Raw genomic sequence first — 22383 nt, forward strand, 5'->3', positions numbered from 1 at the left:
ATAGGCACAATGCGTCCCGAAACTACTCTGGACGCGAGGTTGCGTGACAGATAAGAGGGGGGTCGAATGATGTCAACGGCGCAGGCTGGTGCCAAATCCCCTCGGTCGCCGGGCATCTGACAATCTTTTGCCCGATTCGAACGGTCTTCAAACGGTTCACCATCCGAAAGGTCTTTCATGCTTCGCCTCAACAAAATCGTGCTTGCCGCCTGCGTTTCCATCTCGGCCCTGACCGGCGCGGCCTTTGCTCAGGACGCCACGGTCGTCGCCAAGGTCGGTGACCTGGAGATCACCCAGTCGGAACTGGATCTGGCGATCGCCAACCTCGATCCGCAGCTGGCCCAGCTTCCTGACGAACAGAAGAAGGTTGCCGCTCTCTCGGGCGCGATCGACGTGAAGCTGCTCGCCGCCAACGCGACCGCTGCCGGCCTGCAGGACGACCCGGAATACAAGCGCCGCATGGCCTTCATCGCCGAGCGCGAGCTGCACAATGCGTTCTTCAAGAAGAACGTCGTCGACGCCGTGACCGAGGACGAGGTCAAGGCTCGTTACGAAAAGGAAATCGCAGCGCTTCCGAAGCAGGAAGAGGTTCGCGCCCGCCACATCCTGGTCAAGACCGAGGAAGAGGCCAAGCAGATCATCGCCGATCTCGATGCCGGCAAGGACTTCATCGAAATCGCCAAGGAAAAGTCGACGGATCCGAACAAGACCGAAGGCGGCGATCTCGGCTACTTCACCAAGGGCCGCATGGTACCGGAATTCGAACAGGCTGCCTTTGCGCTTGAAAAGGGTGCCTATACGAAGACCCCGGTCCAGACCCAGTTCGGCTTCCACGTCATTCTGCTCGAAGACAAGCGCGATGCGCCGCCGCCGGCTTTCGAAGCCGTTGAGCAGCAGGTGCGCCAGCTGGTGATGCGCGACAAGTATCTCGCGCTCATCGAAAAGGCGAAGAGCGAGCAGAAGATCGAGATCACCGACGAAGCCCTGCGCAAGGGCTATGAAGAGGCGAACAAGGCCGAGCAGCAGTAAGCTTCGCCGCATCATTGTTTTTCTCAAGGCCCGCAGTTTGCGGGCCTTCCATTACGGGCCGCGCCATGTCTTCCAGCATTTCTCCCCTCGCTCCGAAAACCTATGCCGAGATGCCTGAAATCCGCGGTGTGCGGATGGCAACCGCCGCAGCGGGCATCAAGTACAAGAACCGCACCGACGTGCTGCTGATGGCCTTCGACCAGCCGGCTGCCGTCGCGGGTGTGTTCACCAAGTCGAAGTGCCCGTCGGCGCCGGTCGATTTCTGCCGGCAGAACCTGCCGCATGGCGTGGCGCGTGGCGTTGTCGTCAATTCCGGCAATGCCAATGCCTTTACCGGCGTGAAGGGCAAGGCTGCGACGGAGCTTACCGCGAAATCGGCGGCTGCAGCACTCGGCTGTGGCGAGAACGAAATCTATCTCGCCTCGACCGGCGTCATCGGCGAGCCGTTGGATGCGACGAAGTTTGCCGGTGTCCTGGACCAGATGGCCAAGGACGCGACGGGTGATTTCTGGTTCGAGGCAGCCAAGGCGATCATGACCACGGATACGTACCCGAAGGTCGCGACCCGCAGTGCCAAGATTGACGGTGTGACCGTGACCATCAACGGGATCGCCAAGGGTGCGGGCATGATCGCACCCGACATGGCGACGATGCTGTCCTTCGTGGTGACGGATGCGGATATCGCGCCGGCCGCCCTGCAGGGACTTCTTTCTGCTGGCGTCGAGCCGAGCTTCAATTCGATCACCGTGGACAGCGATACCTCGACCTCGGACACGCTGATGCTGTTTGCAACGGGCGCTGCGCGTGCCGATGGGCAGGCGGAGGTGAGCGACGCGGGCGATGCCCGGCTCGGCGAATTCAAGACGGCACTCAACGATCTTCTGAAGGATCTCGCGCTGCAGGTCGTCCGCGATGGCGAAGGGGCTCGCAAGATGGTGGAGATCACCGTCAAGGGCGCCGAGAGCGATCTGGCGGCGAAGAAGATCGCGCTCTCGATCGCCAACTCGCCGCTGGTCAAGACGGCCGTTGCCGGCGAAGATGCCAATTGGGGCCGCATCGTCATGGCGGTGGGCAAGTCGGGCGAAATGGCCGATCGCGATCGTCTGGCGATCTGGTTCGGCGATGTTCGTGTTGCCGTCAACGGCGAGCGCGATCCTGGTTATTCGGAAGAGGCGACAACCGCCGTGATGGAGCGGGAGGACATCCCGGTGACCGTCGATATCGGTCTCGGTTCCGGCACCGCAACCGTCTGGACCTGCGACCTCACCAAGGAATATGTCGCCATCAATGGCGACTATCGGAGCTGACGTCTGAATGCATGCAATGGTAAGCGATCCTAACCTGCCGCTCGTCCGGCGTCTCGAGGCGGTCGGCTTCCGGGCCTGGCCGGCGAGCAACGTCGTCTATGACGGCAGCTGGCAGGTGCGGCTGACCGGCGGGCATCCGGGCAAGCGGCTGAACTGCATCGTGCCGCTCGATCCCTCGGACAGCCGCGACATCGCGATCCGCATCGAGAAGGCTGGCAAGCGCTTCGAAGCGCACGGGCGTCCGCTCCTGGTGCGCCAGACGCCGCTGTCACCGAAGCCGCTCATCGATTTCCTGGCCGCTGACGGCTGGGAGAGCTTCGAGGAAGTGGTGACGATGACCGCAGATCTCGCGAGCATGACTTTTCCCGACACGCTCGACCATCTGCCGACGCAGGATGTCGGGCGCTATGTGGACGCGGATATTGCGGTGCATGGCAGCGATCCCACGCTGAAGCCGGCGCTCGCGGAGATCATCACCGGCATCAAGCCGCCATCGGGTCTTTTCGTTATCGAAGATGCGGCCGAAGGGCCGCTTGCGGCCGCACTCTGCGTGCAGGACAACGACCTTGCGGGCATCCTGTCGCTTGCGGTCAGGGCGGATCGTCGCCGACAGGGGCTTGGCGTCGAGATCCTGAGTTCGGCGCTGCGCTGGGCGCGGATGCGCGGTGCCCGCACCGCCTGGCTGCAGGTCGTCGCCGACAATGCCGAAGCGCTGGCGCTTTATCGCAAGATGGGTTTCGCGGAAGCCTATCGTTACGTCTACTGGCGAAAGGCTGCCGCATGACCGAGGGGAAGAAGCCGATCCTGCTGGTCGCGGCCTGCGCGCTTGTTGATACCGACAACCGGATCCTGCTCGCGCAACGCCCCGAGGGCAAATCGCTGGCAGGGCTCTGGGAATTCCCGGGCGGCAAGGTGGAAGCCGGCGAGACGCCGGAGGAGACGCTGGTGCGGGAACTCGAGGAAGAGCTCGGCATCAAGACCAAGGTCGCCTGCCTCGCGCCGCTGACCTTTGCCAGCCATACCTACGAGACGTTTCATCTGCTGATGCCGCTTTACATCTGCCGGCGCTACGAGGGTATTCCGCAGGGCCGCGAGGGGCAGGCGATCAAGTGGGTGAAGGCCAAGGCTCTTCGCGACTATCCAATGCCGCCGGCGGACGAACCGCTCATTCCCGTTCTGCAGGACCTTCTGTAAGAAGTCTCTGTTTGTATCGCTGTCGTTAATCAAAAGTTTATAACCCTGACCGCAATATACGCTCTGTTCATGCGTCGGATACGTGTGTGGAGCGTAATATGGTAAACGAGGATTTCTGGAAGGCCGCACGGTCCCGAGAGCGGTCTTCGATCAAGACTGGTAGGACCGGGGTCCTGAACATCGCCCTGCTTTTCGGCACGGCCGCGATCGCTTTGTCGTTGGTCCTGACGCCGATGCTTGCTTCCAAGACCGACCGCAAAACTCTGGCCTTTCAGCCGGATGAATTCGACATGATCACCACCGGGTCCATCCCGAAGGACGACAGCGGCAAGCGGTACACGATCCGCCGCAGCGTGCTTCAGGAAACGCCCGGCTCCGTCTGCATCATCGACGGCTACGGCTCCGGCCCCGGCTGCTAACCCAACATGGCCGGGGGCGGGGGGCAACCATCTCGGGTCCAGATCATCAGGAGCCAGAATGCATCTCTTCCGTCAGTTGATGTCCGACCTGCGCGGGGCAACCGCCGTCGAATACGGCCTGATTGCAGCCATCATCAGTGTGGCGTTGCTGTCCGGCTATAGCGCCTTCACGGGATCGCTGCTGAACACGTTCAACACCGTCGAAACCCACTTTGCAGACGCCAACGACTGATCCTTCCTTCAGGGCTCGATGATGCGCTTCGTAGGATCGAGCGCGTCGGCGAGGCGCATTTTTGCCGAACCGGGCTTGAGCGGCTTTTGCTGGCTCTCGTGCGGCGCCCAGCCCGATACGAAGACGATCGAGAAGGTGGCGCGGATACGGCCATCCGGATCTGAGAAGCGCTCCGCATAGAGTTCGGCTGCACGCAGGAAGAACTTGCGCGAGACAGGACGGCGGCTGCGGCCTTTCAAGGGGTTTGCCATGCCCATGGCCTTCAGGTCCCGCATCAGCGCGAAGATGTGATCATAACGGACGGTGAAGCTTTCTTCGTCGATGACGGGCAAGGCGAAGCCTGCGCGCTGCAGGAGCGCGCCGATGTCTCTGATATCGGCAAAGGGCACGACGCGGGGGCTTGCGCCGCCGTAGATCTCGGTTTCCGCTGCAAGCAGCACTTCGCGCAGTTCCGCCAGAGTGCCGGCACCCGGGATCGCCGCGAGAAGCAGGCCATCCGGCTTCAGGGCGCGACGCATCTGGATCAGCATGCCCGGCGTGTCATTGGTGAGGTGTAGCGACAGCGGCGACAGGATCAGGTTGACCGACTGAGGCTCGAGGGGCACGCTCTCGAAATTCGAGGCGCGAACCTCATGGTCCTCGTCGCCGAAGCTCGCGCTGGTCTCGATCCGCCGCAGCTGGCCGATCTTGCCCGTGGCGAGCGCTGCTTTGGCAGTGAGGCCCGTACCACCGAAGAGTTCGACGGCATCATCGAAGTGGCGCTGGACGATGGCCAGCCGGTCAGCCAGTTCGCGGGCGGTGAGTTCCAGCAAAAAATCCGATCCGGCGCCGTTGCGGGCAAGCGCCCGCTCGCGGTTGCGGGCGATCAGCGCCTCGTCGAAAAGCTCGTTCATGGCAGGTATCCCGGGATTTCGGCATGGTTTCGGGCATTGGCCGGACGCCGCATGCGGCGTAAAGTCGATGCATGTGGGCTCATTTAGTGCAGAAAAGCGCATCCGTCAGCCGGCATCATGCCGGAACGGTTCTGCGCGGGCTCTTTCATCTCGTCTATCCACCTGCCTGTGCGCATTGCCATGGCCGTGTCGCCAGCCATCACGCGCTCTGCCCGGCCTGCTGGGGGGAGATGCGGCTGATCGAAAAACCATACTGCCCCGTGCTCGGCCTGCCCTTTGCGCATGATCCCGGCGAGGGCATGGTATCACCGCAGGCAATCGCACAGCCGCCGGTCTTCGATCGGCTCCGCTCGGTTGCCCTGCATGAGGGGGTGGCGCGCCATCTGGTGCATGATCTGAAATACCGGGACCGGGTGGATCTCGCCCCGATGATGGCAGGCTGGATGGTTCGGGCGGCCTCGCTGGAAGTCGCAGAGGCCGATGCGATCCTGGCGGTGCCCTTGCATCGCATGCGGATGTTTCGGCGGATGTTCAACCAGTCGGCCGAGCTTGCGCGGCATGTGGCGCGCCAATCGGGCAAGCCTTTTCTGGCGGAAGCCCTGGTGCGACGCAAGCGGACCCAGCAACAGGTGGGGCTGACGGCCAACCAACGATCGCTCAATGTGCGCGGTGCTTTCGAGGTGCCGGAGGGACGGGCGGATCTCATCTTCGGAAAACGGCTGGTGCTGATCGACGATGTCTACACGACAGGGGCGACGGTGAGTGCGGCGACGACTGCCCTGAAAAAGGCAGGGGCTGCGGATGTCACTGTTTTGACCTTTGCAAGGGCGCTCGCCGGGCCTATATGAAGGGTCCAATCCCTTGTCCCTCCGATGCTTTCCGGTGGAGAATTCCATGGCTGACGTGACGATCTATACACGGCAATTCTGCGGCTACTGCGCCAGCGCAAAAGCGCTGCTCGACAAGAAGGGCGTCGCCTATACGGAGCATGACGCCACCGGCAAGCCCGACCTGCGCGAGGAAATGATCGCAAAGTCCGGCCGCAACACCTTCCCGCAGATCTTCATCGGCAGCCGGCATGTCGGCGGCTGCGACGACCTGCATGCACTCGACCGGGCCGGCAAGCTCGATCCGCTTCTTGCTCAGTAAGGATTAAACCGATCATGGTGTTCAAGGCTGCTGCCGTCCAGATGTGCTCCGGGGTCGATCCGGAGAAGAATGCCGAGGCCATGGCGCGCCTCGTGCGCGAGGCCGCGCGGCGCGGGGCGATCTATGTGCAGACGCCGGAAATGACCGGTGCCGTGCAGAAGGATCGCGCCGGTCTTGCGGCCGTGCTGCGCGACGAGGAGACGGACCTTATCGTCAAGAAGGCTTCGGAGCTTGCCAAGGAGCTCGGCATTCATCTGCATGTCGGGTCGACCGCCATCAAGCTCGCCGATGGCAAGATTGCCAACCGGGCCTTCCTGTTCGGTCCCGACGGCAAGAAGATCACTTCCTACGACAAGATCCACATGTTCGACGTCGATCTCGACAATGGCGAGAGCTGGCGCGAGAGCGCGGTTTACCGCCCGGGCGAACGGGCGGTGGTGGCGGACTTGCCCTTTGCCAAACTCGGCTTCGGCGTTTGCTACGACGTGCGCTTCCCGCATCTCTTCCGGGCCGAGGCCATGGCGGGTGCGGAGATCCTGACGACGCCGGCCGCCTTCACCAAGCAGACCGGCGAAGCGCATTGGGAGATCCTGCTGCGCGCGCGTGCCATCGAAAACGGCGCCTATGTCATCTCGGCTGCGCAGGCGGGCGTGCATGAGGACGGTCGCGAGACCTTCGGCCACTCGATGATTGTCGGGCCCTGGGGCAAGGTGCTGGCGTCGGCCGGCGGGACCGGTGAGGACGTCATTGTTGCCGAGATCGATCTCGAGGCGGTCAAGGCCTGCCGGGCGAAGATCCCGAACCTCAAGAATGGTCGCGACTTCGCGCTCGACATCGCCCCCGTGCTGGCCAAGGGAGGCGTCACGGTTTGATCCGCTATTCCCTGTGCTGCGAAAAAGCGCATGAATTCGAGGGCTGGTTTTCCGAAAGTGCCGATTTCGACCGTCAGAAGGCATCGGGCTATCTGACCTGTCCCGTGTGCGGTTCGCCGGAGGTGTCGAAGGTGCTGATGGCACCGGCAGTCTCGACGGCGCGTCAGAAGGAAGAGACCCAGGCGCTGGCGGTCTCGGAAGTACAGAAACAGGCCTTTGTGAAGCTCAAGGAAGCGATCCGCGAGATCCGTGCGAGCAGCGAGGATGTCGGCGAGAAGTTTCCCGAGGAAGCGCGCAAGATCCACTACGGCGAGGCGGAAGCGCGCGGCATCATTGGTCAGGCTTCGCCCGTCGAGGTCAAGTCGCTGATCGAGGAAGGCATCGAGATCGCGCCGCTGCCGGTCCTGCCGGACGACGTCAATTGACGGCGGGCGCCTACCATCTGGCGATTTACAATTTCGGCATCCATGTCGATGCCTCCGACAGTGCGGCCGTTCGCGGCTTCGTCCTACGGGAGCCGATGAACTTTGCGGCGGCGGAACGGGCTGCAGGTTTTGTCGCAAGATCCGGATACAAGGGTGTTCCTGGACCACGCAGCTGGGGTCCTCTCGTCTTTCCCCGCTTTCTCGCCCAGCATGGCGATGGTGCCGGCGTGTCGTCGCTCTCGCTCTGGCAGGACATCGAGAGTCTGATGGCCTTTACCTATACCGGCGTGCATGCGGACGCCCTCAAGCATGCGCGCAACTGGAATATGGTGCAGGAATGGCCGCCGCTGGTGCTCTTCTGGGTGCCTGCCGGCAGGAGACCGGACTGGGAGGAGGCCGTCAAGCGGTTCGAGATGCTCGCCGATCGCGGCCCCACGCCCGAGGCCTTCAGCTTCAAGTCCGCCTTCGGCCCCGATGGAAGCGCGCTCACCATCGACCGGGCCCGGGTGAAGACGCTTGCGGCGGAAAACGCGAGCGGGCAGGCCGACCTGCTCGAGCGTGTCGAGACCCTGCCCGTCTGAGCCCGTTCAGCCCTTGAAACCATCGTTGTCGAGATAGGCCTGTTCTTCTGCCGTCGTCTGGCGGCCGAGGGCTGCATTGCGATGCGGGAAGCGGCCGAAGCGTTCGATCAGTTCGAGATGGACGATCGCCCATTTCAGGGGCTCGGCATCGCCGGTCTCGTCGCGATGCTTCTCAAACAACGAGACGCTGAACTTCTGATCTTCCACCTCTTCCGAATGCTCGAAAGGCAGGTAGAAGAAGGGCCGCAGGACGGGTTCGACGCGCTTGTCGAAGCCCTTGGCGAGCGCACGATGCGCCGTCGTGCGTGCCAGCGGATCCGTTGCATAGGAATGGGCGCTGCAGCGAAAGAGATTGCGCGGGAATTGATCGAGAAGCAGGAGCAGGGCGAGCGTGCCTTCCGGCGTTTCTTCCCAATCCGACAATTCGCAGCGTGACGCCTTGAAGTGCAGGTCTGCGTAGTCCGCCTCGATTTCGGCATCGAGTGCTTCGTTGCGGGAGAACCAGGCTTCAGGGCCGTGGCGGAGCCAGCATTCGATGACGTCGTGCGGGGAACTCATGCCGTCTGACCCGGGCGGGCGGCGAGCATCATGTAATTCACATCGATATCGGCCGAGAGGTTCCACTGGTTCTGCAGGGGATTGAAGAAGACGCCCTTGGTTTCCAGGACATGCATGCCGTTGGCAGACAGGGGGCGCTCGATTTCTTCCGGACGGACGAGCTTTTCATACTGATGCGTGCCACGCGGCAGCCAGCGCAGGACGTATTCGGCGCCGACGATGGCGAGTGCTGCGGCCTTCAGCGTGCGATTGATCGTGGAGACCAGCATCAAGCCGCCGGGGCGAACCATGGAGGCGCAGGTCGACAGGAAGAAATCGACATCGGCGACGTGTTCGACGACTTCCATGTTGAGCACGATGTCGAAGGTCTCACCCTGGGCGGCCAGCGCTTCCGCCGTGACCGCTCGGTAGTCGACCTCGACGCCGCTCTGGGCGGAGTGGGTCATGGCGATCTTGATGTTCTTCTCGGATGCATCCGCGCCAAGCACGCTCGCGCCCATACGGGCGACAGGTTCGGAGAGAAGGCCACCGCCGCAGCCGATGTCGAGCACGCGAAGACCTTCGAGCGGGCGCGCGCTTTTCGGGTCGCGGCCGTAATGCTCGATGACCTTCTCCCGGATATAGGCCAAGCGCACCGGATTGATCTTGTGCAGCGGCTTGAACTTGCCGGTCGGATCCCACCACTCGGCCGCCATGGCGGAAAAGCGGTGGACCTCGGATTGATCGATGGTGGTGCGTGCTTCTGCACTCATGATGGAACCTCCTGCGGCAATTGGCCATGAAGTCGTCCCGATGGCCTGCAAAGTCAAGGGCGCGGTCGTCGCAGGCGCATCGCCTGCAGAGGAACCGGATGAGCCGGCGAAACGTTGTCGGCTCAAACGGGTGAGGTTCGCCTTGTCCCGGGCTACAGGAGAAGAAGCTATGAAAACAACCTGGTTTATCGCAGCGCTGGCCATGTCCGCCGGTGCCTTGCCCGCGGTTGCCGAGGCCGCCACGGCCTTTTCGACGGCCAACGTGAACATGCGGTCGGGACCCAGCACGCGCTATCCTGCCGTGCTCGTGGTCCCCTCGGGAAGCCGCGTCAACATTCAGGGATGCCTCTCCAGCGCCAATTGGTGCGACGTCTCCTATGCCGGCTATCGCGGTTGGGTCTCGGGATCCTACCTGCAGACCACCTATTCGCAGCGCCGGGTCTATGTCGGGCCGCAATATTATCGCCCGCTCGGTATCCCGACCGTGACCTTCAGCATCGGACGTTACTGGGACGACCACTATCGCGGACGGTCATTCTACCGCGATCGTGACCGTTGGCGCGACAACGATCGCCGCGACAGCGATTGGCGCGACCGCGACTGGCGTGATGATCGGCGCGACCGCGATCGTGACCGTCGTGCGGACAACGACCGGAGAGGACGAGAGGAAGAACGTCGCAGGCCCAGAAATTCGGCTAGTTCCGACGATCGAGACCGTTTCCCGCTGCGCCGCATGATGCAGGAGCATTGTGAACGCGATCCGAGTGCCTGCCGCTAAGCAGTTTTATCGGATGGTCGAAGATCACGAAGGGGGCTTTCGAGCCCCCTTTTCGCGTGCCGGTGCCTGGGAGGGATAGCCCAGCCTTGCCGGCTACCTGCTTGAAAAAGGCCGGATGTGGCGTACCGTTTGGGGGGCAAGTGGCCGTTGCGCCCCGGGAACATATAGACTAAAAGCCCCGCAACCTGAGGCTTTCTGCTCAGGCTTGTGATTTTTGTGCCGGGGTTTCCGGCGTCTTTCTAGGGCATATGGTTCAAGTCTATGGCTCGCATCGTCATGAAGTTCGGCGGGACGTCCGTCGCCAATCTGGAACGCATCTATAACGTCGCGCGCCATGTGAAACGCGAAGTGGATGCGGGTCACGAAGTGGCCGTCGTCGTCTCGGCCATGTCCGGCAAGACGAACGAGCTGGTCGACTGGGTGCAGAACATGCCCAAGGTGGCCGGTGCCGACTCGCCGTTCTACGATGCGCGCGAATATGATGCCGTCGTGGCTTCCGGCGAACAGGTAACGTCAGGTCTGCTGGCGATCGCTCTCCAGTCGATGGGCATCAATGCCCGCTCCTGGCAGGGCTGGCAGATCCCGATCAAGACGGACAATGCCCATGGCGCGGCCCGTATCCAGGAGATCGATGGGGCCGACATCATTCGCCGCATGGGCGAGGGCCAGGTTGCCGTCGTCGCCGGCTTCCAGGGCATAGGCCCCGACAACCGGATCGCGACGCTCGGTCGTGGCGGCTCGGATACCTCGGCCGTGGCGATTGCGGCCGGCGTGAAGGCCGACCGCTGCGACATCTATACCGACGTCGACGGCGTCTACACGACCGACCCGCGCATCGAGCCCAAGGCGCGTCGCCTGAAGAAGATCGCCTTCGAGGAAATGCTCGAAATGGCCTCGCTCGGCGCCAAGGTGCTGCAGGTCCGCTCCGTCGAACTCGCCATGGTGCACAAGGTCCGCACCTTCGTGCGCTCCAGCTTTGAAGATCCCGATGCGCCGGGCATGGGCGATCTGATGAACCCGCCCGGTACGTTGATTTGCGATGAGGAAGAGATCGTGGAACAGGAAGTCGTCACCGGTATTGCCTATGCCAAGGATGAAGCCCAGATTTCGCTGCGCCGCCTGGCCGACCGGCCGGGTGTGTCTGCCGCGATCTTCGGACCGCTCGCCGAGTCCCACATCAATGTCGACATGATCGTCCAGAACATCTCGGAAGACGGTTCGAAGACCGACATGACCTTCACCGTGCCCTCGGGCGACGTGGACAAGGCGCTCGCCGTTCTCGGCTCCAACAAGGAGAAGATCGGCTTCGACGTCGTCCAGAGCGAGAAGGGTCTCGTCAAGGTTTCCGTCATCGGTATCGGCATGCGCAGCCATGCGGGCGTTGCCGCGACCGCCTTCAAGGCGCTGGCCGACAAGGGCATCAACATCAAGGCGATCACGACCTCGGAGATCAAGATCTCCATCCTGATCGACGGTCCCTATGCCGAGCTTGCGGTTCGGACTTTGCATTCCTGCTACGGTCTGGATAAGAATTGATTCCTGAGAGCGGACAGGCGTGACCCGACCCCTGAAAAGGTAAGGGTAACAATCCGCTGACCAATGGGAAGTGGAGCACAAACGCGATGAGAGACCTTTCTGCGGGTCCCCGCGTCCTCCTCAAGCGGCTGCGCGAACTGATGGCGGAGCCGCTCGAGCCGCAGGAGCGACTGGATCGGATCGTTCGCCAGATCGCGAACAACATGGTCGCAGAGGTGTGCTCCGTCTATGTGCTGCGCTCTGACGGCGTTCTCGAACTCTACGCGACCGAAGGTCTGAACAAGGACGCGGTCCACCTGGCCCAGCTGAAGATGGGCCAGGGTCTCGTCGGCACGATCGCCGCCTCTGCCCAGTCCCTCAATCTTTCGGATGCCCAGGCGCATCCGGCCTTCCGCTACCTGCCGGAAACCGGCGAAGAGATCTACCATTCCTTCCTCGGGGTGCCGATCCTGCGCGCGGGGCGAAGCCTTGGCGTTCTCGTCGTGCAGAACAAGGCGCAGCGCAATTATCGCGAGGACGAGCTCGAAGCACTCGAGACGACCGCTATGGTCATCGCAGAGATGATTGCGACGGGCGAACTCAAGAAGATCACGCGACCGGGCCTCGAACTCGATCTGACGCGTCCCGTGACGATCGAGGGCGACAGCTATTCCGAAGGCATCGGCCTCGGTTATGTCGTGCTGCACGAGCCGCGCATCGTCGTCACCAACCTGCTCAACGAAGACAGCGAGACTGAAATCCGCCGGCTTGCGACCGCGCTCGGATCGCTCAGGATCTCGATCGACGACATGCTGTCGCGGCGCGAGATTTCCATGGAAGGCGAGCACCGCGACGTGCTCGAGACCTACCGCATGTTTGCCCATGACCAGGGTTGGGTGCGCCGCATGGAAGAGGCGATCCATAATGGCCTGACGGCGGAAGCCGCGGTCGAGAAGGTGCAGAGCGATACCAAGGCGCGCATGATGCGCCTGACCGATCCCTATCTGCGCGAGCGGATGCATGATTTCGACGATCTTGCGAACCGCTTGCTGCGCCAGCTCACCGGCTTTTCGCCGCACAGTGCGGCCGAGGGCTTCCCGAACGATGCGATCGTCTTTGCGCGCGCCATGGGAGCCGCCGAGCTTCTCGACTATCCGCGCGCCAATCTGCGCGGTCTCGTGCTCGAAGAAGGCGCCGTCACCAGCCATGTGGTGATTGTGGCCCGCGCCATGGGTATTGCCGTCGTTGGTCAGGCGGCCGGTGCGGTGGCGCTCGCGGAAAACGGGGACCCTGTCATCATCGACGGTGATGATGGAAAGGTGCATGTGCGCCCGGTCGGCGACCTGCAGAAGGCCTATGAGGAGAAGGTGCGGCTGCGCGCCCGTCGGCAGGAACAGTTTCGCGCCCTGCGCGATGTCGAGCCGGTGACCAAGGACGGGCATCGGATCAAGCTGCAGATGAATGCCGGCCTGCTGGTCGACCTGCCGCAGCTGGCCGATTCCGGCGCCGATGGCATCGGGCTCTTCCGGACCGAGCTGCAGTTCATGATCTCCTCGACCATGCCGAAGGGCGAGGAGCAGGAGAGCTTCTACCGGAATGTGCTGAAGCAGGCCGATGGGCGCCCGGTCACGTTCCGCACGCTCGATATCGGCGGGGACAAGGTCGTTCCTTATTTCCGCAGTCAGGAAGAGGAAAACCCGGCCCTGGGCTGGCGGGCGATCCGCCTGTCGCTCGACAGGCCGGGCCTGCTGCGCACCCAGTTGCGCGCGCTGTTGAAAGCCGCCTCCGGTGCCGAGCTCAAGATGATGCTGCCCATGGTGACCGAGGTTTCGGAGATCCGGCAGGTGCGCGAGCTGATGCAGAAGGAGATCCAGCATATCTCCAAATTCGGCCATCAGCTGCCGAAGAAGCTGCAGTTCGGCGCCATGCTCGAAGTGCCGGCGCTGCTCTGGCAGCTCGACGAGTTGATGGACGAGGTGGATTTCGTTTCGGTCGGCTCGAACGACCTGTTCCAGTTCGCCATGGCGGTCGATCGCGGCAATGCCCGCGTGTCGGATCGCTTCGATGTGCTGGGTCGTCCGTTCCTCCGGATCCTGCGCGATATCGTGCGTGCCTCCGAACGCAACAAGACGCCGGTCACGCTTTGCGGGGAAATGGCGTCGAAGCCGCTTTCCGCCATGGCGCTGCTCGGGATCGGCTTCCGCTCGATCTCGATGTCACCGACGGCGATCGGCCCGGTCAAGGCCATGCTGCTCGGGCTGGATGTCGGCCGCTTGTCGGAGGTTCTGACGGCTGCGCTTGACGACGACACCCCGGGCGTGTCAGTGCGCGACCTGCTTGTCCGCCATGCGGAAGAGCACAATATCCCCGTCTGATTTTTGGCGACTGACCTTGGAGTAAAGGGTGGCGAAGCTTCCTGTCGAGAAAATGCGCGAGCTTGAGCGCCGGTTCGGCGAGATCGAGGCGCGAATGTCGGCAGGACCGGCAGCCGATGTCTATGTGAAGCTCGCTTCCGAGTATTCCGAGCTTGAGCCCGTGGTGAAGAAGATCCGCGCCTACGAAGCGGCGACCGGCGAAGCGGCCGACCTGCGCGCCATGCTTGCCGACAAGGCGACCGACCGGGAGATGCGCGATCTCGCGGATATGGAGCTGCCGGAGGTTGAGAGCCGGATCGAGACGCTCGAAGGCGAGATCCAGATCCTGCTCCTGCCGAAGGATGCCGCCGACGAAAAAAGCGCGATCCTCGAAATCCGCGCCGGCACGGGCGGATCCGAAGCTGCCCTCTTCGCCGGTGACCTTTTCCGCATGTATGAGCGCTTTGCCTCGACCAAGGGCTGGAAGGTGGAGGTCCTTTCCGCCAGCGAAGGAGAAGCGGGTGGTTTCAAGGAAATCATCGCGACGATCAGCGGGCGGGGCGTCTTCTCCAGGCTGAAATTCGAATCCGGCGTTCACCGGGTTCAGCGCGTGCCGGAGACGGAAGCGAGCGGGCGTATTCATACGTCTGCGGCAACCGTTGCGGTTTTGCCGGAGGCCGAAGAGATCGATATCGAAATCCGGCCCGAAGACATCCGGATCGATACGATGCGATCGTCGGGCGCCGGTGGCCAGCACGTCAATACGACCGACTCGGCCGTGCGCATCACGCACCTGCCGACCGGGCTGATCGTGACCTCGTCGGAAAAGTCGCAGCACCAGAACCGCGCAAAGGCTATGCAGGTGCTGCGGTCGAGGCTCTACGACATCGAACGGCAGAAGATGGACAGCGAGCGTTCCGCCAACCGCAAGAGCCAGGTCGGCTCGGGCGACCGGTCGGAGCGCATCCGGACCTATAACTTCCCGCAGGGCCGTGTGACGGATCACCGGATCAACCTGACGCTCTACAAGCTCGACAAGATGATCGAGGGCGACCTCGACGAAATGCTCGATGCTCTGATCTCCGACTACCAGGCGGGCCAGCTCGCTCAGCTCGGCGAGACGCAATGAGTGCCGGGGCGCCCTCGGCGAAGTCTCTCATCGCGGAGGCCCGCCGTCGGTTTGCCGAGGCCGGCTTGGTGGATGCGGCGACTGATGCACGGATCCTGGTTTGCGGTCTGCTGAACCTCGATGCTACCGCGCTGCTGCTGCACGGGGACGAGCCGGTGTCGCGCGAGATGGTAGACCAAGTCGAGCAGGCGATCCTGCGAAGGCTCGCGCGGGAACCGGTTCACCGGATCCTGGGGCGCCGCGACTTTTACGGGCTCGATCTGACCCTATCCGCCGGAACGCTTGAACCGCGACCCGATACCGAAATCCTCGTTGACGTGATCTTGCCACATCTCCGGTCTATGGTGCGTCAAGGTCGTCGACCGAAGTTCGTCGATCTTGGAACGGGAACCGGAGCCATTGCGCTCGCGTTGTTATCGGAATGCCCAGAGGCCGAGGCCATCGGGGTCGATATTTCCCAAGACGCATTGACGACTGCCCAAGACAATGCAGAGCGCAACGGATTGTCCGCGCGCTTTGCGACGAGACCCGGTCCCTGGTTTGACCAGACGCCGGAACGCTTCGACATCATCGTTTCCAACCCACCTTACATCCGCAGCGCAGTGGTTGCTGGCCTGGAGCCCGAGGTGGTGAAGTATGATCCGATGGCAGCACTCGACGGAGGGTCTGATGGTCTCGACGCCTATCGCGCGATTGCCGAAGCCGCGCCTGGACACCTCGAGAGGCATGGCGTGGTCGGGCTCGAAATTGGTTTCGATCAACGGAATGAGGTCGTTCAAATCTTTGAACTAGCAGGCTTTTCTCTTCTGGAGGAGCGCCGGGACTACGGCGCCAACGACCGTGTCCTCGTGTTTGCGCTTAACCTTGATTAGCGGCTTTGCTGCGTCTGCTAAGGATAATTTCGGGAAACCGAGAAAAAGGCTTGGTTTTCCGAATGAAGCGTAATAGTTTGCGGGCACGCAACGGGCGGCGGGGAAAGAACGAAGATTCGTTCGCGACTGGGCCGGCTTCGAAAAAGGTTCGCTGTCGAACTCGGCGAAGCACGACAGGACTGTTGCGTAACTCAGTAAACTCGACTTTCACCAGCGGCGAGCAAGGCGAGAGCGCGGTCTGTCGGCGGCGCGTGGATCCTTGGTCCGGTTCAACCAGAGCCAATGGCATTGCCCTTTATCAGCACAACAAAGACATTCAGGTGAAGCATCTATGAGGCCAGGACAGCAGAACAAGCGTGGTCGGGGGCGTAACAACAATGGCGGCGGCGGCGGTGGAAACAACAATTTCAACCGCAAGGGCCAGAACCCGCTTACCCGGACCTATGACAGCTCCGGCCCTGACATAAAGATCCGCGGCACTGCCCAGCATATCGCAGAGAAGTACGCCACGCTCGCACGCGACGCCCAGAGCGCCGGCGACCGCGTCATGGCGGAAAACTACCTGCAGCATGCCGAGCACTACAACCGCATCATCGCGGCCGCCCAGGCGCAGATGCAGGAACGCTTCCAGCGTGACGATCGCGACGATCAGAACGACCGCCAGGATTACAGCGAGCGCGACGGCGAGGATTTCGACGGTTCGGACGACAATGGCGCCCAGGCCAGCGATCGCGGCAATCAGCAGCAGCCCCAGCCGCAGCAGCAGAACCGCGGACAGCAGCATGAGCGCCGGCAGCGCGAGCCGCAGCCGCAGCCCCAGCCGGAAATTGCCGGATCGGGTCCGCAGCCGGTGATCGAGGACATGCCGGCGGAAGCCGCAGCCGCAGCCGCCGAAAGTGCCGCCGAAGCGGGCGGCGAGCGCCAGCCGCGTCGCCGCAACGCCGGAAACCGTCCGCGTCGCCAGCCCCGTCGCAGCGCTGCTGCAGACGAAGGCGGCGAGGGCGCGAACGGCGAGGGAGGCGACGCCCCGGCGCTGGCCGAGGCCGCTTCCGAATGAGCTTTTCCGGCTCGAATTGACGATTGCAAAGCTCCGGGCCTCGGCCCGGAGTTTTTCGTTTGTCTGCCTCTTTAAAGGGCAAAATTCCGCTCCCATATCTCGGTCAAGAGAGCGGTTTCCGCTCCGGGGTCCGCCGCTTCCGGGGGCCTCATCCAAACCATCCGACTTGTGCCGATTGCGGGCAGGGCGGGGAAACGGAGAGTGACGATGAATATCGAGAAATATTCCGAACGCGTGCGCGGTTTTCTGCAGTCCGCGCAAACCTATGCCCTGTCGGAGGGGCACCAGCAATTCACGCCCGAACATGTGCTGAAAGTTCTGCTCGACGACGAGCAGGGCATGGCTTCGTCGCTGATCAGCCGAGCCGGCGGTGACTCGAAAGAAGTGCGCATCGCCAATGATGCCGCCCTTGCCAAGCTTCCGAAGGTTTCGGGCGGCAATGGGCAGGTCTATCTGGCGCAGCCCCTGGCCAAGGTCTTTTCGACCGCCGAAGATGCGGCGAAAAAGGCCGGCGACAGCTTTGTCACCGTCGAGCGCTTGCTGCTGGCGCTCGCGATCGAATCCTCTGCATCGACGTCGGCGTCGCTGAAAAAGGGTGGCGTGACGGCGAATGCCCTCAATCAGGTGATCAACGAGGTCCGCAAGGGCCGCACCGCCGATGGCGCCAATGCCGAGGCCGGTTTCGACGCGCTGAAGAAATATGCCCGTGATCTGACGGCAGAGGCCCGCGAAGGCAAGCTCGACCCGGTGATCGGCCGTGACGACGAGATCCGCCGGACGATCCAGGTTCTGTCCCGCCGCACCAAGAACAATCCAGTGCTGATCGGCGAACCCGGCGTCGGCAAGACGGCGATCGCCGAAGGGCTTGCCCTGCGCATCGTCAACGGTGACGTGCCGGAAAGCCTGAAAGACAAGAAGCTGATGGCGCTCGACATGGGTGCCTTGATTGCTGGCGCCAAGTATCGCGGCGAATTCGAGGAACGGCTCAAGGCCGTGCTCAATGAAGTGCAGGCGGAGAACGGCGAGATCATCCTGTTCATCGACGAGATGCACACGCTTGTCGGTGCCGGCAAGGCCGATGGCGCGATGGATGCTTCGAACCTGCTGAAGCCCGCTCTGGCGCGCGGCGAGCTGCATTGCGTGGGTGCCACGACGCTCGATGAATACCGCAAGCATGTCGAGAAGGATCCGGCTCTTGCCCGGCGTTTCCAGCCGGTCATGGTCGACGAGCCGACGGTGGAAGACACGATCTCGATCCTGCGTGGCCTGAAGGAGAAATACGAGCAGCACCACAAGGTGCGGATCTCGGATTCGGCTCTCGTGGCGGCGGCGACCTTGTCGAACCGCTATATCACCGACCGCTTCCTGCCCGACAAGGCGATCGACCTGATGGACGAGGCCGCCTCGCGGCTTCGCATGCAGGTGGATTCCAAGCCCGAAGAGCTCGACGAACTCGATCGCCGCATCATCCAGCTGAAGATCGAGCGCGAGGCCCTGAAGAAGGAGACCGATGCGGCCTCGGCCGACCGGCTGACCCGTCTCGAAAGCGAGCTTACCTCGCTCGAAGAAGAGGCGGATGCGCTGACGGCCCGCTGGCAGGCGGAAAAGCAGAAGCTGGGCCTGGCTGCCGACCTCAAGCGCCAGCTCGACGAAGCGCGCAACGAACTTGCCATTGCACAGCGTCAGGGCGAGTTCCAGCGTGCGGGCGAGCTTGCCTATGGGGTGATCCCGAAGCTCGAGAAGGAGCTGGTGGATGCGGAAGCCCAGGACGGCTCGGCTGCCGGCAACATGGTGCAGGAAGTCGTCACCCCCGATGGCATCGCCCATGTCGTGTCGCGCTGGACCGGGATCCCGGTCGACAAGATGCTGGAAGGCGAGCGCGACAAGCTGCTTCGCATGGAAGACGAGCTTGCCAAATCCGTCGTCGGACAAGGGGATGCGGTCCAGGCCGTGTCGCGTGCCGTCCGTCGCGCCCGTGCCGGTCTTCAGGATCCGAACCGGCCGATCGGCTCGTTTATCTTCCTCGGCCCCACCGGTGTGGGCAAGACCGAGCTCACCAAGTCGCTTGCGCGCTTCCTGTTCGACGACGAGACCGCGATGGTTCGGCTCGACATGTCGGAATATATGGAGAAACACTCCGTTGCCCGACTGATCGGGGCGCCTCCCGGCTATGTCGGCTACGAAGAAGGCGGGGCGCTGACGGAAGCGGTTCGGCGCAAGCCCTACCAGGTCGTGCTGTTCGACGAGATCGAGAAGGCGCATCCTGACGTCTTCAACGTGCTCCTGCAGGTGCTCGATGACGGACGTCTGACGGATGGACAGGGTCGGACCGTCGACTTCAAGAACACGATCATCATCATGACCTCGAATCTCGGGGCCGATTATCTGACCTCGCTCGGCGAGGACCAGGATGTCGATCAGGTTCGCGACCAGGTGATGGAAGTGGTGAAAGCCTCGTTCCGGCCGGAATTCCTGAACCGTGTCGACGAGATCATCCTCTTCCACCGGCTGCGCCGGACGGAGATGGGCGCGATCGTCGACATCCAGATGAAGCGGCTCCTGTCGCTGCTCGCCGAACGCAAGATCATCATCGATCTCGCCCCGGACGCCCGGGCCTGGCTTGCGGACAAGGGGTACGATCCAGTCTATGGCGCACGGCCGCTGAAGCGGGTGATCCAGAAATACCTGCAGGATCCGCTCGCCGAGCAGATCCTTTCGGGCCAGGTGCTGGATGGATCCGAGGTGACGATCGAGGCCGGCAGCGATCGGCTGCTGATCGCGCCCAAGGGTGCGGTGAGTGCTGCGGCCTAACTGGCGGCACATCTTCTGAAACAAAAACGGCGGTCCTTGCGGGCCGCCGTTTGCATATGGACGCTGATACTACGGCTTATCGGCTTGCGACCTGAGCCGGACGCCCGCCCGTCTGCAGCAGGGTATCGATGCGCTGGCGCTCCTGCTGGAAGGCGGCAAGGGCCGGCCCCTCCAGGGCCTTGCCGCCGGGCAGGCGCACCTTCATGGCATCGACCTTGGTGCCGTTGACGATCAGCTCGTAATGCAGGTGCGAGCCGGTGGACAAACCGGTGGATCCGACGAAACCGATCACCTGGCCCTGCTTGACCTTGGCGCCGGGCACGATGCCCTTGGCGATGCCGCTCTGGTGGTTGTAGGAGGTGACATAGCCATTGGCATGGCGGATCAGGGTCTGATTGCCGTAGCCGGAGGCCCAGCCCGCCTTTTCCACGACACCATTGCCCGACGCGATGATCGGCGTGCCGCGCGGGGCTGCCCAGTCGACGCCGGTATGCATGCGCGAATAACCGAGGATCGGATGCCGGCGCATGCCAAAGCCCGAGGTGAAACGACCGTTCGGCACGGGGTTCCTGAGCAGGAACTGGCGGATCGACTTGCCGTTCTCGTCGAAATAATCGATCGAGCCGTCTGCCGGATCCTGGAAGCGATAGAACTGGGTGATCGTGTCGCCGAAGCGGGCGCGCACATAAAGAAGCTCGCTGTCGTCGGTCGCCTTGCCTTCGTCATCGGTGACAGAGAAGACGGCTTCCAGCATGTCCGTCGGCTTGAGCTGTGCCTGGAAATCGACATTGGCCGCGAGCAGCCGGATGACCTGCGCGGTCAGATCCTGGTTCATGCCGTAGGACAGTGCCGCACGGTAGATCCCGTCATAGACCCGCGGCAGATCACGCCCTGACATCATGGTCGGCTGTGAGCTGTCGAAAGCGCCGGCGATCGCGTCTATGACCGGCGGTTCCGACCCCTCGACAAGGCGGCCCGCGTCGTTGACGGCAAGCGTCGCGATGTGTTCGGTCCGGTTGTAGAGCGAAAAGCGCACGAGCCGCACTTCGTCGCCGCGCTGCAAGAGGCCGACCCGAATGATGTCGCCTTCGACCAGTTCCGGATTGCGCATGAAGGGGGCCAGCGCCTCGCCGACATCCTCGGCCTTGGCGGCGGGATAGCCGGCGGCCGTCATCAGGGCGGCGACCGATTGCGGCCGGCGCGCGGGCAGGATGTCATCGGCATATTCCGGGGTCATCGGCGTGATGATCTCGGGCTCGGCGATGCTCATGTTTTCCTCGACGATACGCGCCGTCATGCCGACGGCGAGATCGAGGCCGGTGTCCTCCGTGTCGAAGCGGCGTGGATCGATATAATAGAGCGCGGCGACCTGGGTATTGCCATCGGTCAGCACCGATCCGTTGGAGCGGACGTTTTCTTCCACTTCGTCGAAGGTCATCTCGCCGGCGAGCGGCTTGTCCGGTACGGCCGGGAAGGGGCTCGACTTCAGGATGACTTCGGATTCGACATCCGAGCCGTAGAGCGAGCCGGTGCGGCTTGCGACCTGCGGGGGCGTATCGTCGGTCGCGAAAATGGCGAGCGGGTCGAATTTGGGATAGCGTTCCTGATTGGCGTAATCGGCGGCGAGTGCCATCTTCACATGGGCGAAGGGCAGCTTGCGCACGACCTCGCGCTCGCCATCCTTGAAGATGGTGGGCACGTCGAGGATCGCCTTGTCGACGGGGCGGGCAGCGATCTTCGGTCCGAAGATCCGGTCGCCGCGCATGGTTTCTTCGGCGGGTATTTCCGCGCCGTCGGGTGGTGTCACGGCATAGGCTTCGGCAGGGATGGCCAGCTGCTGCCGGCCGTCGAGTGCTGCAAAGAGAGCAACGCCCATCAGGATGCAGGAGGTGATGCCGGTCAGAAAGGTGCCGGAGAGCCAGCGCAGCGAAATCTCGCGGCGATCGGGCGCGCGCAGGCCATCCGCGAGGATCGGAGGCTCGCCGCCGAGCGTACGGATCAGGTCACGGTCTGTCGTCATGCCATCTTCGTGTCTGCGGCCGAAGTCATAAGCGTCGGCCTGTTTGTCGCCTGGATCACGGCTGTTGTGTCTCATGTTTTGGCCGGCGCCGTCAAATCAGCGCCCGAACCGGGCCTTCTTTGAGCAGCCAAATATGGAATTTGCGCGGCATGCGCACGCGCATGGACGTGCACACGTGTACGCATCTGAGAGCCAAGCGCGAAAACGGACCGATCGGCCTTGCAAGAGGAGCCAATGGGGGGCATCCGACGGCGGAAAAACGGGATTGTCTGCAGCGTATCGAAATAAATCTCAATATTTCAATGCTCTAGCGATTTTTCGACATTTTTCCGAACAAGGCTGTTGACTGCTCGGAGAAGCGAATCTATACATCCGCTCACTGACGAGGGCGGCGGCGCTGCTGGCGACGAAGTCCTTCGCTCTAGAGAAATCCTTG

Annotated in this window: 22 protein-coding genes; 18 read left to right on the forward strand and 4 right to left on the reverse strand. The window is 62.8% G+C overall.

Annotated elements, in window-relative coordinates; genetic code table 11:
* Positions 1 to 177: 177 nt before the first annotated feature.
* The 6 genes from FAA86_RS08225 to FAA86_RS08250 all read left to right on the forward strand — a co-directional run bounded on the left by FAA86_RS08225 (position 178) and on the right by FAA86_RS08250 (position 4181).
* A complete protein-coding gene (locus tag FAA86_RS08225) occupies positions 178 to 1029 on the forward strand; it encodes a peptidylprolyl isomerase (protein WP_136539649.1) in 852 nt (283 codons plus the stop codon).
* 65 nt (positions 1030 to 1094) lie between these two features.
* Positions 1095 to 2336 (forward strand): bifunctional glutamate N-acetyltransferase/amino-acid acetyltransferase ArgJ, encoded by a 1242-nt coding sequence (gene argJ, locus FAA86_RS08230; RefSeq protein ID WP_136539651.1) that lies wholly within the window; start codon positions 1095 to 1097, stop codon positions 2334 to 2336.
* Between the two features lie 7 nt (positions 2337 to 2343).
* Positions 2344 to 3120 carry a GNAT family N-acetyltransferase gene (locus tag FAA86_RS08235; RefSeq protein ID WP_113462127.1) on the forward strand — a complete coding sequence of 259 codons (777 nt, stop codon included), beginning with the start codon at positions 2344 to 2346 and terminating at the stop codon, positions 3118 to 3120.
* Positions 3117 to 3530, forward strand: a complete 414-nt coding sequence (mutT, locus tag FAA86_RS08240) for an 8-oxo-dGTP diphosphatase MutT (protein ID WP_136539653.1) — start codon at positions 3117 to 3119, stop codon at positions 3528 to 3530. Before FAA86_RS08235 ends, mutT begins: the two co-directional genes overlap by 4 nt.
* Before the next feature lie 98 nt (positions 3531 to 3628).
* On the forward strand, positions 3629 to 3949 hold the full coding sequence (locus FAA86_RS08245) for a hypothetical protein (protein WP_113462129.1): 321 nt from the start codon (positions 3629 to 3631) through the stop codon (positions 3947 to 3949).
* A gap of 58 nt (positions 3950 to 4007) precedes the next feature.
* The gene (locus tag FAA86_RS08250; protein ID WP_113462130.1) at positions 4008 to 4181 is read left to right on the forward strand and encodes a Flp family type IVb pilin; all 174 of its coding nucleotides are present in this window, start codon (positions 4008 to 4010) and stop codon (positions 4179 to 4181) included.
* A gap of 8 nt (positions 4182 to 4189) precedes the next feature.
* Here FAA86_RS08250 and FAA86_RS08255 read toward each other — a convergent pair whose 3' ends face one another.
* Positions 4190 to 5074 (reverse strand): methyltransferase domain-containing protein, encoded by an 885-nt coding sequence (locus FAA86_RS08255; protein WP_136539655.1) that lies wholly within the window; start codon positions 5072 to 5074, stop codon positions 4190 to 4192.
* 71 nt (positions 5075 to 5145) lie between these two features.
* Here FAA86_RS08255 and FAA86_RS08260 point away from each other — a divergent pair, with 71 nt between their 5' ends.
* The 5 genes from FAA86_RS08260 to FAA86_RS08280 are packed head-to-tail and all read left to right on the forward strand — an operon-like array spanning position 5146 to position 8101.
* Entirely contained in the window at positions 5146 to 5922 is a 777-nt protein-coding gene (locus FAA86_RS08260; protein WP_136539657.1) for a ComF family protein, read from the forward strand.
* 46 nt (positions 5923 to 5968) lie between these two features.
* Positions 5969 to 6223 carry a glutaredoxin 3 gene (gene grxC, locus FAA86_RS08265; protein WP_136539659.1) on the forward strand — a complete coding sequence of 85 codons (255 nt, stop codon included), beginning with the start codon at positions 5969 to 5971 and terminating at the stop codon, positions 6221 to 6223.
* Positions 6224 to 6237: 14 nt separating this feature from the next.
* Positions 6238 to 7095 (forward strand): carbon-nitrogen hydrolase family protein, encoded by an 858-nt coding sequence (locus tag FAA86_RS08270; protein ID WP_136539661.1) that lies wholly within the window; start codon positions 6238 to 6240, stop codon positions 7093 to 7095.
* Positions 7092 to 7520: a DUF1178 family protein gene (locus tag FAA86_RS08275; protein WP_113462135.1), complete on the forward strand. Its 429-nt coding sequence runs from the start codon at positions 7092 to 7094 to the stop codon at positions 7518 to 7520. The genes FAA86_RS08270 and FAA86_RS08275 overlap by 4 nt, the downstream gene beginning before the upstream one ends.
* Positions 7517 to 8101 (forward strand): DUF3291 domain-containing protein, encoded by a 585-nt coding sequence (locus tag FAA86_RS08280; protein ID WP_113462136.1) that lies wholly within the window; start codon positions 7517 to 7519, stop codon positions 8099 to 8101. The genes FAA86_RS08275 and FAA86_RS08280 overlap by 4 nt, the downstream gene beginning before the upstream one ends.
* Positions 8102 to 8107: 6 nt before the next feature.
* Here FAA86_RS08280 and FAA86_RS08285 read toward each other — a convergent pair whose 3' ends face one another.
* Both FAA86_RS08285 and ubiG read right to left on the reverse strand, forming a co-directional pair.
* On the reverse strand, positions 8108 to 8659 hold the full coding sequence (locus tag FAA86_RS08285) for a DUF924 family protein (RefSeq protein WP_136539663.1): 552 nt from the start codon (positions 8657 to 8659) through the stop codon (positions 8108 to 8110).
* Positions 8656 to 9411 (reverse strand): bifunctional 2-polyprenyl-6-hydroxyphenol methylase/3-demethylubiquinol 3-O-methyltransferase UbiG, encoded by a 756-nt coding sequence (gene ubiG, locus FAA86_RS08290; protein WP_136539665.1) that lies wholly within the window; start codon positions 9409 to 9411, stop codon positions 8656 to 8658. Before ubiG ends, FAA86_RS08285 begins: the two co-directional genes overlap by 4 nt.
* A 169-nt stretch (positions 9412 to 9580) precedes the next feature.
* Here ubiG and FAA86_RS08295 point away from each other — a divergent pair, with 169 nt between their 5' ends.
* The 7 genes from FAA86_RS08295 (at position 9581) to clpB (ending at position 19927) form a co-directional block, all read left to right on the forward strand.
* Positions 9581 to 10189 (forward strand): SH3 domain-containing protein, encoded by a 609-nt coding sequence (locus tag FAA86_RS08295; RefSeq protein ID WP_246035022.1) that lies wholly within the window; start codon positions 9581 to 9583, stop codon positions 10187 to 10189.
* 261 nt (positions 10190 to 10450) lie between these two features.
* The gene (locus FAA86_RS08300; RefSeq protein ID WP_113462142.1) at positions 10451 to 11725 is read left to right on the forward strand and encodes an aspartate kinase; all 1275 of its coding nucleotides are present in this window, start codon (positions 10451 to 10453) and stop codon (positions 11723 to 11725) included.
* Positions 11726 to 11811: 86 nt separating this feature from the next.
* Positions 11812 to 14079, forward strand: a complete 2268-nt coding sequence (gene ptsP / locus FAA86_RS08305) for a phosphoenolpyruvate--protein phosphotransferase (protein WP_113462143.1) — start codon at positions 11812 to 11814, stop codon at positions 14077 to 14079.
* Between the two features lie 28 nt (positions 14080 to 14107).
* On the forward strand, positions 14108 to 15187 hold the full coding sequence (prfA, locus tag FAA86_RS08310; RefSeq protein ID WP_136539669.1) for a peptide chain release factor 1: 1080 nt from the start codon (positions 14108 to 14110) through the stop codon (positions 15185 to 15187).
* The gene (gene prmC, locus FAA86_RS08315; protein WP_136539671.1) at positions 15184 to 16059 is read left to right on the forward strand and encodes a peptide chain release factor N(5)-glutamine methyltransferase; all 876 of its coding nucleotides are present in this window, start codon (positions 15184 to 15186) and stop codon (positions 16057 to 16059) included. Before prfA ends, prmC begins: the two co-directional genes overlap by 4 nt.
* Before the next feature lie 331 nt (positions 16060 to 16390).
* Entirely contained in the window at positions 16391 to 17116 is a 726-nt protein-coding gene (locus tag FAA86_RS08320; RefSeq protein WP_136539673.1) for a DUF4167 domain-containing protein, read from the forward strand.
* A gap of 207 nt (positions 17117 to 17323) precedes the next feature.
* Positions 17324 to 19927, forward strand: a complete 2604-nt coding sequence (gene clpB / locus FAA86_RS08325) for an ATP-dependent chaperone ClpB (protein ID WP_136539675.1) — start codon at positions 17324 to 17326, stop codon at positions 19925 to 19927.
* A gap of 76 nt (positions 19928 to 20003) precedes the next feature.
* Here the strand turns inward: clpB and FAA86_RS08330 are convergent, their stop codons facing one another.
* On the reverse strand, positions 20004 to 21947 hold the full coding sequence (locus FAA86_RS08330) for a M23 family metallopeptidase (protein WP_136539677.1): 1944 nt from the start codon (positions 21945 to 21947) through the stop codon (positions 20004 to 20006).
* Positions 21948 to 22383: the final 436 nt, after the last annotated feature.

Origin of the sequence: Rhizobium rosettiformans W3, from assembly GCF_004912135.1 — a bacterium.
GTDB lineage: Bacteria > Pseudomonadota > Alphaproteobacteria > Rhizobiales > Rhizobiaceae > Allorhizobium > Allorhizobium rosettiformans.

Excerpts from the sequence above, each read along its gene's own strand:
- prmC (WP_136539671.1), top strand. The coding sequence starts at position 15,184 with ATGAGTGCCGGGGCGCCCTCGGCGAAGTCTCTCATCGCGGAGGCCCGC.
- FAA86_RS08250 (WP_113462130.1), top strand. The coding sequence starts at position 4,008 with ATGCATCTCTTCCGTCAGTTGATGTCCGACCTGCGCGGGGCAACCGCC.
- FAA86_RS08235 (WP_113462127.1), top strand. The coding sequence starts at position 2,344 with ATGCATGCAATGGTAAGCGATCCTAACCTGCCGCTCGTCCGGCGTCTC.
- FAA86_RS08255 (WP_136539655.1), bottom strand. The coding sequence starts at position 5,074 with ATGAACGAGCTTTTCGACGAGGCGCTGATCGCCCGCAACCGCGAGCGG.
- grxC (WP_136539659.1), top strand. The coding sequence starts at position 5,969 with ATGGCTGACGTGACGATCTATACACGGCAATTCTGCGGCTACTGCGCC.
- FAA86_RS08285 (WP_136539663.1), bottom strand. The coding sequence starts at position 8,659 with ATGAGTTCCCCGCACGACGTCATCGAATGCTGGCTCCGCCACGGCCCT.
- FAA86_RS08330 (WP_136539677.1), bottom strand. The coding sequence starts at position 21,947 with ATGACGACAGACCGTGACCTGATCCGTACGCTCGGCGGCGAGCCTCCG.
- FAA86_RS08260 (WP_136539657.1), top strand. The coding sequence starts at position 5,146 with ATGTGGGCTCATTTAGTGCAGAAAAGCGCATCCGTCAGCCGGCATCAT.
- FAA86_RS08295 (WP_246035022.1), top strand. The coding sequence starts at position 9,581 with ATGAAAACAACCTGGTTTATCGCAGCGCTGGCCATGTCCGCCGGTGCC.
- FAA86_RS08320 (WP_136539673.1), top strand. The coding sequence starts at position 16,391 with ATGAGGCCAGGACAGCAGAACAAGCGTGGTCGGGGGCGTAACAACAAT.
- FAA86_RS08300 (WP_113462142.1), top strand. The coding sequence starts at position 10,451 with ATGGCTCGCATCGTCATGAAGTTCGGCGGGACGTCCGTCGCCAATCTG.
- argJ (WP_136539651.1), top strand. The coding sequence starts at position 1,095 with ATGTCTTCCAGCATTTCTCCCCTCGCTCCGAAAACCTATGCCGAGATG.
- FAA86_RS08245 (WP_113462129.1), top strand. The coding sequence starts at position 3,629 with ATGGTAAACGAGGATTTCTGGAAGGCCGCACGGTCCCGAGAGCGGTCT.
- FAA86_RS08225 (WP_136539649.1), top strand. The coding sequence starts at position 178 with ATGCTTCGCCTCAACAAAATCGTGCTTGCCGCCTGCGTTTCCATCTCG.
- clpB (WP_136539675.1), top strand. The coding sequence starts at position 17,324 with ATGAATATCGAGAAATATTCCGAACGCGTGCGCGGTTTTCTGCAGTCC.
- ptsP (WP_113462143.1), top strand. The coding sequence starts at position 11,812 with ATGAGAGACCTTTCTGCGGGTCCCCGCGTCCTCCTCAAGCGGCTGCGC.
- mutT (WP_136539653.1), top strand. The coding sequence starts at position 3,117 with ATGACCGAGGGGAAGAAGCCGATCCTGCTGGTCGCGGCCTGCGCGCTT.
- ubiG (WP_136539665.1), bottom strand. The coding sequence starts at position 9,411 with ATGAGTGCAGAAGCACGCACCACCATCGATCAATCCGAGGTCCACCGC.
- FAA86_RS08270 (WP_136539661.1), top strand. The coding sequence starts at position 6,238 with ATGGTGTTCAAGGCTGCTGCCGTCCAGATGTGCTCCGGGGTCGATCCG.